Source organism: Mucilaginibacter antarcticus (genome assembly GCF_042686155.1).
In the GTDB taxonomy this organism is placed as follows: Bacteria; Bacteroidota; Bacteroidia; order Sphingobacteriales; family Sphingobacteriaceae; genus Mucilaginibacter; species Mucilaginibacter antarcticus.
In genome coordinates this window covers 15,023-29,364 of record NZ_JBHUON010000019.1, presented here as the reverse complement: position 1 = coordinate 29,364, position 14,342 = coordinate 15,023, and the positions used below count along the sequence as shown (strand labels likewise).

Sequence of the window (14,342 nt, the reverse complement as noted above, 5' to 3'; positions counted from 1 at the left end):
TATATTTATTTATGAAAAAGCTATTTATACTGGCCGCATTTACCCTTGCTACTTACACTACATTTGCACAAAATGTTGACCTGCGCCGCAAAATTGAAGTTACCGGTACTGCCGAACAGGAAGTTACCCCTGATATTATAAACGTTTCTATATCCCTGCAAGAATATCTTGACGGTAAAAAGAAAATAACTATTGATCAGTTAGAAAAACAACTGGAAACTGCAGTGCTGCAGGCCGGCATAGCTAAAGAGGATTTTACGGTAAACAACCTTTGGGCATACAGTAATATCTATCAGAAAAAGAAAAATCCTGATTTTTTGGCATCAAAACAATATGGTATTAAGTTTAACGATCTGAATAAGTTTAACCAGATTTTGAGCAAAATTGATCCCAAGGGTATTCAAAACACTAACATTGATAGCTACGATTATTCGAAAGCCGATCAGCTTAAAAATGATTTGAAACTAAAAGCGTTAATGTCTGCCAAAACTAAAGCCACTTACCTGCTACAGGGCCTGGGCGAAACATTGGGGAATGTATTAACCATTTCTGAAAACGATATGAGCAACTATCCGCAGCCGCGTGCCGTAATGTTTAAAACAATGGCTGCTGATGTAAGAGAAGTGGCGCCGTCTGATATCGACTTTAAAAAGATTAAATTAAGCTTCCAGATAAACGCCGTGTTCCAGATAGGAAAGTGAGGTTGAAAGCGTTTTATTAACGAAGTATTTAATACGCTCCGGCTTAACAACCGGGGCGTTTTTTGTTTAAGTAATAATAGTATCTTTGGTTCAACCTAACTTAAAGATAAAGCATATGTTTATCAATTTTCTTAAGAATTTGTTCCTGGCTATGGGAGCCATTTGGTTTTTTTGCGCCCTATTTATACTTATTTTAGATCTTAACTTCGGTCCCCGAGAAATAGCTTTCACACTCATCATTCCGTTTGCCTATGCTGTAGTTAGGATGTTTGACAAACGTGAAGTAGCCGAAAAATAAATTACGCTAACTTACTAATTCGTGTTCAGTATTAGCCTCGGCTCGTCGTAAGCTATCATCCGCTCGCGCTCTGCTGTTGGTATATAGGAACGATAAAATTTAACTATGTACGCTTTGTTGGCCGTGTTCAAAATTATGCTCCGGCTTGTTGGTCGCTTCACTTTTCAGTCGAAACATTTTGGCACATTAGCACCCATGCCGTTAATCGACAATTATCCAGATTCGGATTTCCTCAATGCCCCGGATAAGAGCTTGAGAGTAGTTTATGAAGATTTGCAAAATAAAGGTTTTGATGCCGGTGGCGGAGAGATACTTCATTATAAGGAAAAGCCGTTCACCGGGACGATAGTAGAATACGTAAATGGTTCGTTAGTGTGTGAAGACGAGTTTACAGACGGTCATATCGGTGGCGCGCAAAGATCTTACCATCAAAACGGCCAGCTTTCAGAAGAGTATTTCAAGGCTTATAACACATCGTACGGGCTTTACAAACGGTGGGATGAGCAAGGTAATATAACTTATCAAGAAGATCGCGGGTTGCAACCTTATTCAATTTGCTTAGCGCTAGATGTTTGTTATACTAATAAGACGACCAAAGTAGCTGGTACAGGAATAGAATTACCATCAGAGGAAATTAAATTTACCGAAATAGTATATGTTGATGATATAGAAGATTATCAGGCCGGGCAATTTTATAAGCGGGAGTTACCTTGTTTGTTAAAACTGCTTGACAAAGTTGATAAAGGGAAATTGGCTGTAATTATTATTGATGGCCATGTTTACGTTGACAATTCAAGGGAATTTGGGTTGGGCGGGAAACTTTGGGAAGCCTTAAATAAATTAGTGCCCGTAATAGGTGTTGCAAAAAATTCTTTTGAACGCAATAGTTTAACCGTTACAGAAGTCTGTCGCGGGCAGAGTAAAAAGCCGCTATATGTTTCTGCAATCGGTGTTTCTAACCGCGCAGCTGTAGCGCTGATTACAAACCTGAAGGGAAAACACCGCATTCCGGACTTTCTTAAATCTGTCGATGCTTTGTCAAAACGGCCTTAAGTTTAATTCGTGTTCAGTATCAGCCTCGGCTCGTCGTAAGCTATCATCTTCTCGCGCTCTGCTATGGGTATAGGTACCGATTTATTAGCCTTATAATCATAGCTGATGCATACCGTTTTGCCGGTAGTGCATATCTCTTCGCCACTGGGCGTTATCCTCACCAAAACCTGCATTACGTCAAAACTGCTGTTGCCAATGCGTACTACACGCACATAACAGGCAATCTGGTCATGTAAGTTTACAGGTTTTAAGTAATTAACCTCGCTGCGGCCTACAATTACGCCGTGCTCGCTCAAATTCCAATTTACAGCTTCTTTCCAATAGGCAAAACGCGCTATTTCAAAGTAGGTTAAATAAATAGCGTTGTTAACGTGACCAACCGCATCTATATCCGAGAAGCGGATAGGTATAACGGTACGGAACCTATAATCTGTGAGTTTTTCAGTCATTAAATGCCATTTTGTCGGTTTATAAACATTAAAAGCGACAAATTGTCGCATTGTATTCGTCAATTGGCCATTGGTATACCAATTGATTAAGCTTATACAAAGTAACAATAATTAAAAATTAAAAAGATATAAGACCATGACTTTAGTAAAATTTGCCAAAGAACAAAAAAACAACCCTTTTTTTAACGACGTGTATTCATTGTTAAATGATTCGTTTTTAAGCGAGAAAGCGGCAAGCCGCGTGCCTGCAGCAAACATATTTGAAAATGATAACCAGTTTGATGTGGAGTTAGCCATACCGGGCCTAAACAAGGAGGACATTAAGATCAGCCTGGATAAAAGTGTATTGAGCGTATCGGCTGACAAAAAAGCAGAAACTGCGGACGAGAACAAAAAAATTACCAAGCGCGAGTTTAGCTTTAACGCATTTTCAAGATCATTTACTTTACCTGAAAGTGCCGACCAAACAAAAATTGAGGCCGACTACACAGCCGGTATCTTAAAGTTAACTATCGCTAAGAAAGAAGAAGCTAAATTTCAAACCAGAGAGATAGCTGTAAAATAATTTTTTCGGGATGTTCCCATGGTCCGCGGCGCGAGGTGAGTTAGGGTTTTGTGATTAGCGCCCGGGCCGGGGAAATACCGGAATTATAAAGATGTTTATTGGGATGTCCGAAAGTCTGCGGGTAATTTGGGTTTGATTTGTGAGAGTGAACCCCGGACTTAGGACCTACCGGTTAAAAGAGTGTTTTCAAAGTAATGTTGGTTTAGGTTTGAGCCGTCCCGTAGTTGGGGCGGCTCTTTTTTTGCGGGTGATATGAAGGTTTGTGTTAAGCTCTAAATAATTATCTTTAGCTTTTAATATTTACCGATATGAATAGGATATTAATCATCATCGTAGCTTTTGTAGCTCTAAGCTTTGCAGCCAAAGCGCAAACAGCAACCGCCACAGCAAAACCCATACGGCCTACAGATACTACCAAATTATATCACCCCAATGCTGACGCGAAAGCCGACATAGCGGCAGCAGTAAAGAGGGCAGCCGGCAAAAAAAATGTGCTGCTGCAAATTGGGGGTAACTGGTGCATTTGGTGCATTTACTTTAACGACCTGGTGAAAGCAGACCCAGAGTTAGACAAATACCTGCGCGCCAACTACGAAGTAGTACACGTAAATTACAGCCCTGAAAACAAGAATGAAAAACTACTGGCCGAGCTTGAATACCCACAACGCTTTGGCTACCCGGTATTTGTGGTTTTAGATAGTAAAGGTAAGCGCTTGCATACCCAAAACTCTGCCTACCTTGAAGAAGGTAACGGCCACAGCAAAAAAAGGTAATGGAGTTTTTCAGAAATTGGTCGCCTACGGCAATGGATCCGAAGAGTTATGAAGCGGGAAAGTGATAAACATCCGGGAGTCGGCAATTTATAATCCCAGTCTCAAAAAAAGGTGTATTTATAACAAGCTCAGAAACAGTAGATTATAAATTAGTGAGCTTTTTTGTTTCATTTTTTGCATTTTTTTATCATTTCGTAATGGCTTATAAATCAGGAATTTGACAAAAAATCTTGTTTCATTTTGTTTCACTCAGTTTTAGTAATCATCTTATAATCAGGTAATTGATTTAAAATCGTGTTTCACTTGTTTCATCTGTGTCACACGCGCGTGAAACAAACAAACGATAGTTAGCTAATTTGCTGCCGGCTTACACCACTAAGATTGCTTCCGCATACTCTCTTTAATCCGCTCTCTATGCTGCTCGCCCCAGGCGCTAAGCTCTGCCAGTACGTTCTTCAAAGTATGGCTGTATTCGGTTGATTCGTACATAATGGTGACCGGGGTGGTGGGGTATACAATGCGCTTGGTAAAGCCGTTCAATTCGAGATCCTTTAACTCTTTAGCCAATACCTTTGATGATATACCCTCAACCTCATGCTGAATCTCGTTAAAGCGTTTAGAGGCATGCATCAGCGATAATATTAATGGCAGGCGCCATTTGCCGTTGAGCACATACAGCGCGTCAATTACATGCTTAAGCGAACTGGCACATTCAACTCTGGTCGGAAGGCCCTCATCTTTAATAACTTTCATACCGTCAAAGGTACGTACTTACCTTAATGTAACCGCTTACCTTTGGGTAACTACGCACTTTTTGTCAGTAGCTAACCATAGTTTTGTCCTTGTTAATTAAACAAGCACACTATGAAAAACATACTTCATTTAAAATCAAGCATACAGGGCGCCGCATCGTACAGTATCAAACTGGGCAACGCCATCGTCGAAAGAATACAGGACAAGTATCCGGGCAGCAGGGTAGATGAACTTGACCTGGTCGCTATGGACATACCTCACCTAAATCCACTGGTACTGCAGTCATTTTTCACCCCCGCCGACCAGCTAACTGGTGAGCAAAAGGAGGCAATTCACCTGTCCGACACCCTGGTTAAGCAGCTGTTTGCCGCTGATGTCATCGTCATTGGGGCGCCGCTTATCAACTTCACCATACACTCATCACTAAAAGCCTGGATAGACCATATCACCCGTGCGGGCATCACGTTTGGCTATAGCGCAACAGGCCCTATAGGCTTGGTAAACGGGAAGAAGATCTACATCGCCATGTCGTCGGGCGGTGTGTACTCAGAGGGCCCGGGCGCGGCGAACGATTTCGTCGCACCGTATTTAAAGGCTTTCCTGGGTATATTAGGGATGACGGATGTCTCCGTGTTCCGCGCCGAAGGGCTGAAAGTACCCGGCATTAAAGAGGTTGCAATGGAGCGGGCGCTGGAAAGTATAGAAATAGATTAAAAAGTCGGATTTTAGGACGGGTCATTAAATACACTGATCCAAACTGATCCAACTAAAATAATCAAATTGTTTATATACAGTTAGTTAACTAAAACAGGTGATCCAAGTGATACACACGCACCATTTGGATCACCTGTTTTGTGCCCGGCAGCTAGTCACGCATGTTAATATATTGTAGCGGCTGGCCAAAATCTTCCTTGCGGCATAGCGCAATAACACCTTGCAGGTCGTCTATCTTTTTACCTTGTACACGCACCTGGTCGTCCATAATGCTGGCTTGTACTTTGGCGCCACTGTCTTTTATCTTCTTTACTATCTTCTTGGCCGTCTCCTGGTCAAGCCCCTGTTTGATCTTAATCTCCTTGCGTATCATGTTGCCGGATGCTGCAATCTCTTTACCAAAGTCCATCGCCTTAGGGTCAACCTGGTTCTTCACCATGCGGCCTATGATGCTGTCCTCAATGGCTTTCATGCGCATATCATTCTCAGTAACTACGGTTACAATGTTAGTTTTCTTGTCAAGCTCAATCGTGCTTTTCGAGTCGTTAAAATCATAACGGTTCAGTATGTCTTTTTTAGCTATATTGATAACGTTATCCAGTGTCTGGCCGTCTATCTTGCTTACTATATCAAAAGTTGGCATGGGTAGTGGTTTTAAAAGTGATTGGGTGCAAAATTAATATTAATAAACACATAATACCAAATACTGATGTTTTGTGTTAGTGAGCCCTTACATATAGTAATCTCTTAATATTAAGTTAACATTTAAATAAGCAGATTTGTAGAATGCCGTAAGGCGTAATTGATATGGATATTAAAAAGGCACCCTTAATTAACAGGGAAATAAGCTGGCTATACTTTAATGAGCGTGTGCTGCAGGAAGCCGCCGACCCTACAGTTCCGTTGATAGAGCGCGTAAAGTTCCTGGCTATCTTCTCGTCTAACCTTGATGAGTTTTATCGTGTAAGGGTAGCTACCTTAAGCCGACTTACTAATTTGAATGAGAAAGCTAAAGAGGTTTTAGGCTATAACCCAAAAAAGGTACTTAATCAAATTAAAAACATAGTAGTAAAGCAAGAGCGTAAGTTTAATGACCTGTACGAGAACATTATTGTTAAACAACTTGCCGAAGAACGGATCTTCTTACTTAACGACAAGCAACTAAACGTTGCGCGTGGCACCTTCGTTAAAACTCACTTTCGTCAAAGGCTACTGGGTATGTTGGTGCCCATTATGCTTGACAACATCAAAGAAATGCCCGAAATGCGCGACCGCGCGATGTATTTCTTTGTAAAACTTACAAAAGACAAGAAAGTTACTTACGCTCTTATCGAGATACCGGATAACTTACCCAGGTTTACCGCCCTGCCAGAGACTAATAACCTGAAGTTTATCATCCTTTTGGATGACATTATCAGGTACAACCTTGAAGATATCTTTTTCATTTTTGAGCACGATAGTATCGAGGCTTTCTCTATCCAGCTAACGCGCGATGCAGAGCTTGATCTGGACAAAGAAGTAAGCGGCAAGTTTATCGACTCGTTAGCCAAAAGCTTGCAAAAACGCAAAAAAGGTAAGCCCATGCGCTTAATGTATGACGCCGAAATGCCCATGGATATGCTGAAGTACCTGGTTAGCAAAATGAATCTGCACGGCGAAAGTTTAATACCAAGCAGCAGGTACCATAACTTTAAAAACTTCATATCGTTCCCTAATGTGGGCAGGCCCGAGTTAGAGAATGTTAAGCACGCAGCGTTGCCTGTTGCCGGCTTAGGCTTTAATAAAAGCTTAATGGCAGAGATAGCTAAGCAGGATTATTTGATTAGCACCCCATATCAAACTTATGATTATGTTATCCACTTTTTACGCGAGGCGGCTATTGACCCAAAAGTTAAAGAGATAAGCATAGCTGTTTACCGACTGGCCGAGAATTCGCGCATTATGCACGCGCTAATCAATGCCGCTAAAAACGGTAAAAAAGTTAACTGCCTTGTAGAGCTTAGGGCACGGTTTGACGAGCAGAACAACATAGGTTGGAGCAACAGGTTAGAAGAGGAGGGCGTTAATGTAATTTATGGCATTGATGGCTATAAAGTACACTCAAAAATATGCCTGATAAGCCGGGCCGAAAAGGAAAAGTTAGCTTATTATGCTTGCCTTTCAACCGGTAACTACAACGAAAAAACGGCCAGCATTTATGCCGATCATTCCTTACTAACCGCTAATAAAAAAATTACCGGCGATTTAGTGGACGTATTTAAAGCGATAAACAAAGGCGCGTTACCAATGGGGTTAAAAAATCTGATCGTATCGCCGCTTGACGCACGCCCGGCTATTTACAAACTGATAGATACCGAGATTAAAAATGCCAAGGCAAAAAAGCCGGCTTACATGATCTTTAAGATGAATAGTCTTGCTGATGAGCAATTGGTAATGAAGCTTTACCAGGCAAGTAATGCCGGGGTAAAAATAAAACTGATCATCCGTGGTATGTGTACCCTGGTGCCAGGGGTAAAGGGCTACAGCGAAAACATAGCGGTTATTAGCATCGTAGATAAATACCTTGAGCACGCACGCGTACATATTTACTGTAACGGAGGCGATGAAAAGATATATTTAACATCTGCCGATTTCATGTCGCGCAATATTGAAAGCAGGGTAGAGGTTGGTTTCCCTATATATGATAGCCAAATAAAGAAAGAGATAAAAGATATTATTAATATCCAGCTTAGCGATAATACCAAATCGCGTGAGATCAACAAAGAGAATAATAATAAGTATCACAAAACTCGGTCAGAGTTGCCGGTACGGTCACAGATAGACATTTACAATTACCTAAAAAACAAAGTCAACTAATTTGAGATACGGTGCTATAGACATAGGGTCAAACGCGGTGAGGCTGCTCATTGCTGATATTATTGAAAACGATGGATCAATATCGTTCAAAAAAAATACACTGATAAGGGTGCCGTTACGTTTGGGCGACGACGCGTTTCTGAATCATCATATCTCTGAAAAAAAGGCGGCAGATCTGGTTAAAACCATGCAGGCTTTTAAGGGATTAATGGATGTTTACAAGGTTACCGAGTGTATGGCCTGTGCCACGTCGGCTATGCGCGAAGCTAAGAACGGCGCCGAAGTTGTAAAGCAAATTAAAGAGAAAGCCAACATTGATTTGCGGATTGTACAGGGACAGGTAGAGGCGAGGATAATTTACGCCAGCCACGCTGAGCAAAATATTGATCGTACTAAAAACTACCTGTATATCGATGTTGGTGGTGGCAGCACCGAGCTTTCGCTCTTCGCATCGGGCCAATTGGTGGCGTCCAAATCATTCAACCTGGGCACAATCAGGATACTGGATAACCAGGATACTGAAGAAACCTGGAACAATATGCGCGACTTTTTGCGTGAGCATACCCGTCATTTAAAGGGTATCTCTGGCATCGGCACTGGTGGTAACATTAACAAGCTTTATCGTTTATCCGAAGAGAAAAATAGTGCCCCTATGGCTTTTACCAAGTTAAAATCGCTATATGATTACCTTGATTCTTTTTCGTTAAAAGATAGAATAAACGTACTTGGCCTTAACCAGGACAGGGCTGACGTTATCATCCCGGCTTGCGAAATTTACCTGTCGGTAATGAGGTGGGCCGGTATTAAAAATATCTATGTGCCTTCTGTGGGTATGGTTGATGGTATTATACAAACACTGATAGATGAACATCTCATTAAGAAGACATTAAAATAAAATTAATATTTGTTTAATAATCAAAAAACTGTTATTACATTTGTATTGCCCCCTCAAGGGCATGTTTTTCATAGGTAGATGTAGGGTCGGGTACTTGTATTCGACCCTTTTTTGTACCCCAAACTTTCCTATCTTTATAGCGTTTTAAGTATAAATATGAAGAAAAAGATCGTAATTGCCATCACCGGGGCCAGTGGGTCTATCTATGCAAAATTACTACTGCAAAAGCTGCAAAACTTGCATAGTCAAGTTGCCGAAGTTGGTGTTGTAATGTCTGATAATGCCAAGCAGGTATGGCAGTTTGAGCTCGGTAATGACGATTATAATAATATCCCATATAATTTCTATGCTAAAACAGATTTCATGGCCCCCTTTGCATCCGGCTCGGCAAAGTTTGACACGATGGTGGTTGTACCCTGTTCAATGGGCACCCTGGGTAGGATAGCTTCCGGAGTGTCGGATGATCTTGTCACCCGCGCGGCAGACGTTATTTTGAAGGAGCGCCGCAAACTTATTTTGGTGGCCCGCGATACTCCCTTAAATTTGATTCACCTTCGCAACATGGCAACTGTTACCGAAGCAGGCGCAATTATATGCCCGGCTATACCATCCTTTTACAGTAAACCTAAAACTATTGAAGAGGTGGCCATGACCGTAGTTAACAGGCTGATTGACTTGATGGGATTAGAAGATGAAAGCTACAGGTGGGGAAGTAAGAATGAGTAATTGCATTTTTCATTGTATTTGTGCCATAATTGATTAGTTACGCAATATTTGCAAAATGGTTCGCAAATACTAATTAAGGTCAAGTTGTAAAATGGTTTTATCAGCTTTTTGTAACTATTGTTTTAGCCCCAATTGCTATTTGTAAAATATCTTATCTTTGCGGATTAGACATGAATAAAAAAGTAGCTTTTTATACCCTCGGTTGTAAACTCAACTATTCAGAGACATCAACACTGGGCCGGCTCTTTAGCGATGCCGGGTTCGATACAGTTGATTTTACCAACACCCCAGATGTGTTTGTAATAAATACTTGCTCGGTGACAGAAAATGCCGACAAGAAATGTAAAAAAGTTGTAAAAGAAGCGCTTAAAGTATCGCCTAACGCATACGTTACTATTGTTGGTTGTTACGCTCAATTAAAGCCAAAGGAGATTGCGGAAATACCCGGCGTTGATATGGTATTAGGCGCTGCTGAAAAGTTTCGCATTATTGAACATATCAGCGACTTGACCAAGCAGCCTAAAGCCTTGGTTTACAATCAACCTGTATCCCAAGCCAATGAGTTTGTTCCGGCATTTTCAATTGGCGACCGTACCCGTACTTTTTTAAAGGTTCAGGATGGTTGCGATTACTCTTGTACATTTTGCACCATACCACTGGCCCGTGGTGTCAGCCGTAGCGACACCATTGAGAGTGTTATCCTACAAGCTAAACAGATAGCGGCGTCAGGTGTAAAAGAGATCGTTTTAACCGGCGTTAACCTGGGCGATTTTGGTATCATCAATGGCGAACGCACAAACAAGTTTTTTGATTTGGTTAAAGCCTTAGATGAAGTAGAGGGGATAGATCGTATACGTATCTCGTCTATTGAGCCTAACTTATTATCAGACGAGATTATAACTTTTGTAGCACAATCAAAACGGTTTGTGCCACATTTTCATATACCGCTACAATCCGGTTCGGATAAAATATTGAGTTTGATGCGTCGTCGCTATAAGCGCGAATTATACGTTAATAGGGTAGCCCGTATTAAAGAGCTGATGCCTGACTGCTGTATTGGTGTCGACGTTATTGTTGGTTTTCCCGGCGAGACGCGCGAAGATTTTGTTGATACTTATAATTTCCTGAATGATCTGCAGGTATCATACCTGCATGTATTTACTTACTCAAAGCGCGAGAATACTCTCGCTGCCGAAATGAGTGGAGCGGTGCCAGGCTCAACTCGTGCTGATCGGAGTAAAATGCTGCATATACTATCAGATAAAAAGCGCCGGGCTTTTTACTTTTCGCAACTTGGGCGCGCCGAAGAGGTATTGTTTGAGGGTGATATAAAAGATGGCTACATGCATGGCTTTACGCGTAATTATGTTAAGGTTAAAACCAAATTTGATCCCGTATTGGTTAACGAAGTTCGAAGCGTAACCTTAACACAAATATCACCAGACGGTGACATCGAAATAACCGAAGCAGAAGAAATATTGGTGCATTAAGCCTATATTCGTTGCAAAATATTTTACTATGTTTCCAACCCTTAGCTCGTTAATAGAGTACTTTTTTGGTGTCAATATTCCGCTTCCTATTCAAACCTTCGGTTTTTTTGTAGCGCTTGCTTTTATGGCAGCCTATTGGGCTTTTACGCAAGAGTTTAAGCGCAAAGAAAAACTAGGCTATATACATAGTTTTAATAAAACAATAACTGTTGGCGCACCAATTTCGACAGCCGAGCTTGCTGGAAACGCGGTGTTTGGTTTTGTGCTGGGATATAAACTGCTGGACATGGTGTTTAACTACCAGGCCATGATCGATGATCCGCAGGGATTCTTGCTATCAACCAATGGTAACTTTATAGGTGGTATTATTTTAGCAGCTGCATTTGGCTACTGGGCGTATGCTGAAAATAAAAAGCAAGTATTGCCTAAACCGGTTACCAAAACTGTCAAAGTACATCCCTACGAGTTAATGGGTAACCTTTTGTTGTGGGCAGCTATCTGCGGATTTGCAGGAGCCAAACTGTTTAACGCGCTTGAAAACTGGAACGACTTTATGGCCGACCCGGTTGGCATGTTAATTGGCTTTAGCGGCTTGACTTTTTATGGTGGCCTAATTTGTGGTGGCGCAGCAGTACTTTACATAGCTAACAAACACGGCATAAAGCCTTTAACCATGCTGGATATTGGTGGCCCTGGTATGATGCTGGCTTATGGTGTTGGCCGTATCGGTTGCCAAATGGCTGGCGACGGAGATTGGGGTATCCCTAATACAGACCCTAAACCAGGATGGTTAAGCTGGGCACCGGATTGGATGTGGTCTTTCAAATATCCGCATAACGTAAGCACTGAAGACGCCGGTAACAAAATTGCCGATTGCGTTGGTAAATATTGTAATGAGTTACGTTTGCCGGTTTATCCTACTCCGTTTTATGAGTCGGTGGTTTGTATTTTGCTGTTCTTCTTTTTATGGAGCATTCGCGATAGAATTAAAGCGCCGGGTGTATTCTTCGGTATTTATTTAATACTAAATGGCGTTGAGCGTTTCTTGGTAGAGCTGATCAGGGTTAACACCAAATATGTTGTTGCCGGCGTTCCATTTACGCAAGCCGAACTGATATCGTTAGTTTTGGTTTTGGGTGGTGTAGCTTTGATACTTAACGGATTAAAACAAAATAAAAAGCCAGCCACAAAGCATGGCTAAAAGCCTAAAACAAAAGATCTACAAAAACCAGGTTGCCCGCTTTATATTTTCAGCGGGTAGCGGTGCCTTGGTAGATGTTTTGGTTTTTAGGGTGATGCATTTTTACGTACTTACTAGCCGGTCCTACCGGATATTTTCTTTTCCACTTAGCAACTATACGCTTTCCTTAACCATATCCTTTTTTTGCGGAGTAGTGGTAAATTTTTTGATAACGCGCTACCTGGTTTTTTCCGAGTCCAAATCAAAGTCTTCCAAGCAGTTTTTTAGATTTATGCTGGTGCCCATTGTGGGCTATTTTACCAGCCTTATCCTTATAGAAATATTTATACAAAACGTGGGCATGGCCCCTGATATAGCACGTATAAGCACCCTTGGTAGTTTGTTTTTTGCCAGCTTCTTTGTGCATAAATTTTTCTCGTTTAGCCTATCATTGAAACACCGTCGTGCCACTACAGCAGATCACAAATAAAGTAATTGAAGTTGCCAAACAAGCAGGCGATTTTATCCGCCAGGAAAGAAAGTCTTTTAATGCCGACAGAATTGAGTATAAAGGGTTAAATGACCTGGTATCCTACGTGGATAAAACCGCCGAAAGGATTATCGTTGCCGGATTGGAAGTGATCTTGCCCGAAGCTGGCTTCATCACCGAAGAAAACACCCGTACTAATGTTGGCGAACGTTACAACTGGATCATTGATCCGTTGGATGGCACCACCAATTTTATCCATGGCGTACCATCGTTTTCTGTAAGTATCGCCCTAAAAGAATATGATGAGCTGGTAGTTGGTGTAGTGTACGAAATTAACCTTGACGAATGTTTTTATGCCTGGAAGGGGGCGCCTGCGTACTTAAACGGCACGGAAATTAAAGTAAGCAAAACGCCGACTATAGCGAGCAGCCTTATTGCAACCGGTTTCCCGTATTATGATTTTACTAAGCAGCCGCAATACATTGAGCTATTCTCTCACCTCATGAAAAACTCGCATGGCTTGCGCCGTTTAGGCTCGGCAGCGGTTGATCTTGTATATACAGCGGCCGGCCGTTTCGACGCGTTTTATGAATATAACTTAAACGCCTGGGATGTTGCAGCAGGTATAGTAATAGTACGCCAGGCCGGGGGCCAAATAGTAAACTTTAAGGGAGGGGACGAAGTATTGGATACCCGGGAGTTATTAGCGACTAACGGAAAGTTAACAGCGGAAATGTTAACAGAGATACAAAAGTATTTTAAATAAAAAGGGATAACACTATAAGCGTAATCCCTTTCAAATCGGTAAAATCTTAGTCAATTACATTGCTTCCGACACAACTTCCTGAACTTCAGGAACCATGCGTTTAAGCAAGTTCTCAATACCTGCTTTTAGCGTTATGGTTGATGACGGGCAGCCACTGCATGAACCACGAAGCTCGACAGTTACCACACCTTCGTCAAACGACCGATAGGCTATAGCTCCACCGTCTTGTTCTACAGCAGGGCGTACGTAGTCATTTAATATTTGCTGAATTTTTATTTCGATATCTGTACCTTCAAAGTTAACGTCGTCTGTCTGCTCTTCAAGCTGTACTTTTAGTTCAGACTCTACGGCGCCTTTCACAAATTCTTTCAGTATTGCCTCAATGTCTTGCCAATCCGTACCTTCAGTCTTAGTGACAGTAACAAAGTTGCTGGCAAAGAATACACCATTGACAAACGAGAACTTATAAAGCTCTTTTGCAAAAGGTGACTTTTCTGCACTCTCTTTGGTCGCATAATCAGCGCTTCCATTGATCAACAACTTGTTCACAATGAACTTCATGGTTGCCGGGTTAGGCGTTGATTCTGTATATACGTTGATATTCATTTTGGTGTCTTGCTAATATTATCTAAC

General features: G+C 41.6%; 17 protein-coding genes. 13 read left to right on the top strand and 4 right to left on the bottom strand.

Features of this window, described 5'->3' with window-relative positions; translation table 11 throughout:
- The first annotated feature begins 11 nt into the window (after positions 1-11).
- The 3 genes from ACFSYC_RS14640 (at position 12) to ACFSYC_RS14630 (ending at position 2,052) form a co-directional block, all read left to right on the top strand.
- Entirely contained in the window at positions 12-701 is a 690-nt protein-coding gene (locus ACFSYC_RS14640) for an SIMPL domain-containing protein (protein WP_377129133.1), read from the top strand.
- A gap of 115 nt (positions 702-816) precedes the next feature.
- A complete protein-coding gene (locus tag ACFSYC_RS14635) occupies positions 817-999 on the top strand; it encodes a hypothetical protein (RefSeq protein WP_377129132.1) in 183 nt (60 codons plus the stop codon).
- A gap of 105 nt (positions 1,000-1,104) precedes the next feature.
- Positions 1,105-2,052, top strand: coding sequence for an endonuclease V (locus tag ACFSYC_RS14630; RefSeq protein WP_377129130.1), 948 nt, complete (start codon positions 1,105-1,107; stop codon positions 2,050-2,052).
- 2 nt (positions 2,053-2,054) lie between these two features.
- On the opposite strand, the gene ACFSYC_RS14625 is transcribed toward ACFSYC_RS14630, so the two are convergent.
- Positions 2,055-2,501 (bottom strand): acyl-CoA thioesterase, encoded by a 447-nt coding sequence (locus tag ACFSYC_RS14625; RefSeq protein ID WP_377129128.1) that lies wholly within the window; start codon positions 2,499-2,501, stop codon positions 2,055-2,057.
- A 136-nt stretch (positions 2,502-2,637) separates the two neighbouring features.
- Between ACFSYC_RS14625 and ACFSYC_RS14620 the strand changes: the two genes are divergently transcribed.
- Both ACFSYC_RS14620 and ACFSYC_RS14615 read left to right on the top strand, forming a co-directional pair.
- Entirely contained in the window at positions 2,638-3,066 is a 429-nt protein-coding gene (locus tag ACFSYC_RS14620) for an Hsp20/alpha crystallin family protein (RefSeq protein WP_377129126.1), read from the top strand.
- 308 nt (positions 3,067-3,374) lie between these two features.
- Positions 3,375-3,839, top strand: a complete 465-nt coding sequence (locus ACFSYC_RS14615) for a thioredoxin family protein (protein ID WP_377129124.1) — start codon at positions 3,375-3,377, stop codon at positions 3,837-3,839.
- A 375-nt stretch (positions 3,840-4,214) separates the two neighbouring features.
- On the opposite strand, the gene ACFSYC_RS14610 is transcribed toward ACFSYC_RS14615, so the two are convergent.
- On the bottom strand, positions 4,215-4,592 hold the full coding sequence (locus ACFSYC_RS14610; protein ID WP_377129122.1) for a winged helix-turn-helix transcriptional regulator: 378 nt from the start codon (positions 4,590-4,592) through the stop codon (positions 4,215-4,217).
- Positions 4,593-4,703: 111 nt separating this feature from the next.
- Here ACFSYC_RS14610 and ACFSYC_RS14605 point away from each other — a divergent pair, with 111 nt between their 5' ends.
- Positions 4,704-5,306: an FMN-dependent NADH-azoreductase gene (locus ACFSYC_RS14605; protein WP_377129120.1), complete on the top strand. Its 603-nt coding sequence runs from the start codon at positions 4,704-4,706 to the stop codon at positions 5,304-5,306.
- Between the two features lie 151 nt (positions 5,307-5,457).
- Here the strand turns inward: ACFSYC_RS14605 and ACFSYC_RS14600 are convergent, their stop codons facing one another.
- Positions 5,458-5,949 (bottom strand): YajQ family cyclic di-GMP-binding protein, encoded by a 492-nt coding sequence (locus tag ACFSYC_RS14600; RefSeq protein ID WP_377129119.1) that lies wholly within the window; start codon positions 5,947-5,949, stop codon positions 5,458-5,460.
- Positions 5,950-6,113: 164 nt separating this feature from the next.
- On the opposite strand from ACFSYC_RS14600, the gene ppk1 reads away from it, so the two are divergent.
- The 7 genes from ppk1 (at position 6,114) to ACFSYC_RS14565 (ending at position 13,709) form a co-directional block, all read left to right on the top strand.
- Complete coding sequence (gene ppk1, locus ACFSYC_RS14595; RefSeq protein ID WP_377129117.1) at positions 6,114-8,162, top strand: polyphosphate kinase 1; 2,049 nt, start codon at positions 6,114-6,116, stop codon at positions 8,160-8,162.
- Position 8,163: 1 nt separating this feature from the next.
- Positions 8,164-9,057 (top strand): Ppx/GppA phosphatase family protein, encoded by an 894-nt coding sequence (locus ACFSYC_RS14590; protein WP_377129115.1) that lies wholly within the window; start codon positions 8,164-8,166, stop codon positions 9,055-9,057.
- A 156-nt stretch (positions 9,058-9,213) separates the two neighbouring features.
- Positions 9,214-9,783: a UbiX family flavin prenyltransferase gene (locus ACFSYC_RS14585; RefSeq protein WP_377129113.1), complete on the top strand. Its 570-nt coding sequence runs from the start codon at positions 9,214-9,216 to the stop codon at positions 9,781-9,783.
- 170 nt (positions 9,784-9,953) lie between these two features.
- A complete protein-coding gene (gene mtaB / locus ACFSYC_RS14580; RefSeq protein ID WP_377129111.1) occupies positions 9,954-11,273 on the top strand; it encodes a tRNA (N(6)-L-threonylcarbamoyladenosine(37)-C(2))-methylthiotransferase MtaB in 1,320 nt (439 codons plus the stop codon).
- A 28-nt stretch (positions 11,274-11,301) separates the two neighbouring features.
- Positions 11,302-12,474 (top strand): prolipoprotein diacylglyceryl transferase, encoded by a 1,173-nt coding sequence (locus ACFSYC_RS14575; protein WP_377129110.1) that lies wholly within the window; start codon positions 11,302-11,304, stop codon positions 12,472-12,474.
- Positions 12,467-12,943, top strand: a complete 477-nt coding sequence (locus ACFSYC_RS14570; RefSeq protein WP_377129108.1) for a GtrA family protein — start codon at positions 12,467-12,469, stop codon at positions 12,941-12,943. Before ACFSYC_RS14575 ends, ACFSYC_RS14570 begins: the two co-directional genes overlap by 8 nt.
- A complete protein-coding gene (locus ACFSYC_RS14565) occupies positions 12,918-13,709 on the top strand; it encodes an inositol monophosphatase family protein (protein WP_377129106.1) in 792 nt (263 codons plus the stop codon). Before ACFSYC_RS14570 ends, ACFSYC_RS14565 begins: the two co-directional genes overlap by 26 nt.
- Positions 13,710-13,763: 54 nt before the next feature.
- On the opposite strand, the gene ACFSYC_RS14560 is transcribed toward ACFSYC_RS14565, so the two are convergent.
- The gene (locus tag ACFSYC_RS14560) at positions 13,764-14,315 is read right to left on the bottom strand and encodes a NifU family protein (protein WP_377129104.1); all 552 of its coding nucleotides are present in this window, start codon (positions 14,313-14,315) and stop codon (positions 13,764-13,766) included.
- Positions 14,316-14,342: the final 27 nt, after the last annotated feature.

Bases quoted from the DNA above. Each gene is read 5' to 3' on its own strand.
- mtaB (WP_377129111.1), top strand. From the start codon at position 9,954: ATGAATAAAAAAGTAGCTTTTTATACCCTCGGTTGTAAACTCAACTAT.
- ACFSYC_RS14640 (WP_377129133.1), top strand. From the start codon at position 12: ATGAAAAAGCTATTTATACTGGCCGCATTTACCCTTGCTACTTACACT.
- ACFSYC_RS14575 (WP_377129110.1), top strand. From the start codon at position 11,302: ATGTTTCCAACCCTTAGCTCGTTAATAGAGTACTTTTTTGGTGTCAAT.
- ACFSYC_RS14615 (WP_377129124.1), top strand. From the start codon at position 3,375: ATGAATAGGATATTAATCATCATCGTAGCTTTTGTAGCTCTAAGCTTT.
- ACFSYC_RS14625 (WP_377129128.1), bottom strand. From the start codon at position 2,501: ATGACTGAAAAACTCACAGATTATAGGTTCCGTACCGTTATACCTATC.
- ACFSYC_RS14560 (WP_377129104.1), bottom strand. From the start codon at position 14,315: ATGAATATCAACGTATATACAGAATCAACGCCTAACCCGGCAACCATG.
- ACFSYC_RS14635 (WP_377129132.1), top strand. From the start codon at position 817: ATGTTTATCAATTTTCTTAAGAATTTGTTCCTGGCTATGGGAGCCATT.
- ACFSYC_RS14570 (WP_377129108.1), top strand. From the start codon at position 12,467: ATGGCTAAAAGCCTAAAACAAAAGATCTACAAAAACCAGGTTGCCCGC.
- ACFSYC_RS14600 (WP_377129119.1), bottom strand. From the start codon at position 5,949: ATGCCAACTTTTGATATAGTAAGCAAGATAGACGGCCAGACACTGGAT.
- ACFSYC_RS14605 (WP_377129120.1), top strand. From the start codon at position 4,704: ATGAAAAACATACTTCATTTAAAATCAAGCATACAGGGCGCCGCATCG.
- ACFSYC_RS14630 (WP_377129130.1), top strand. From the start codon at position 1,105: ATGTACGCTTTGTTGGCCGTGTTCAAAATTATGCTCCGGCTTGTTGGT.
- ACFSYC_RS14610 (WP_377129122.1), bottom strand. From the start codon at position 4,592: ATGAAAGTTATTAAAGATGAGGGCCTTCCGACCAGAGTTGAATGTGCC.
- ACFSYC_RS14585 (WP_377129113.1), top strand. From the start codon at position 9,214: ATGAAGAAAAAGATCGTAATTGCCATCACCGGGGCCAGTGGGTCTATC.
- ACFSYC_RS14620 (WP_377129126.1), top strand. From the start codon at position 2,638: ATGACTTTAGTAAAATTTGCCAAAGAACAAAAAAACAACCCTTTTTTT.
- ppk1 (WP_377129117.1), top strand. From the start codon at position 6,114: ATGGATATTAAAAAGGCACCCTTAATTAACAGGGAAATAAGCTGGCTA.